Raw genomic sequence first — 671 nt, forward strand, 5'->3', positions numbered from 1 at the left:
TTGTCGCCCGGGTGCAGGTACCCGTCCACGAACGTCATGGACTGCTCGAAGACCTCGTTGGTCTTCACCGAGTGCTGCATGTACTCCTGGATCCCGTAGTTATGGATCGCCAACCCCACATGCAGCTGCGCCGCGAACCCCACCGGGGAAATATCCGTCGGCCCATGGAACCCGGACTTGATCTGGTACTGCGCCGCGAAATCCATCACCTTCTTCAACGGCGAAATCCCGCCAAAATGCGTGGACGCGGCCCGGACATAATCGATCAACTGTTCCTTGATCAACGTCTGGTAATCCCACACCGTATTGAAGATCTCACCGATCGCCAACGGCGTGGTGGTGTGCTGCCGCACCAGGCGCAAACCCTCCTGGTTCTCCGCCGGAGTGCAGTCCTCCAACCAGAACAAGTCATACGGCTCCAACGCCTTGCCCAGCTTCGCCGCCTGGATCGGCGTCATCCGGTGATGCCCGTCATGCAGCAACGGGATCTCCGGACCAAACTCGTTCCGCACCGCCTCAAACACCGTCGGCAGGTGCCGCAAATACGCCCGGGTGTCCCAGTCCTCCTCCACCGGGAACGCACCACGACCCGCAGGCTCATAGTCATACCGCTCCCCCGACGCCTGCGCCTGCGCCGCCACCCCATACAGGGCCTTGATCCCCGGCACCGC

At 62.1% G+C, this 671-nt stretch carries 1 protein-coding gene; it reads right to left on the minus strand.

What is annotated here, in order from left to right; translation table 11 throughout:
- Positions 1 to 671: enolase C-terminal domain-like protein (locus ACFO0G_RS19895; RefSeq protein WP_376979803.1), on the minus strand; the 671-nt coding region annotated here is incomplete at both ends.

Source organism: Arthrobacter sedimenti (genome assembly GCF_042652025.1).
Lineage (GTDB): Bacteria > Actinomycetota > Actinomycetes > Actinomycetales > Micrococcaceae > Arthrobacter > Arthrobacter sedimenti.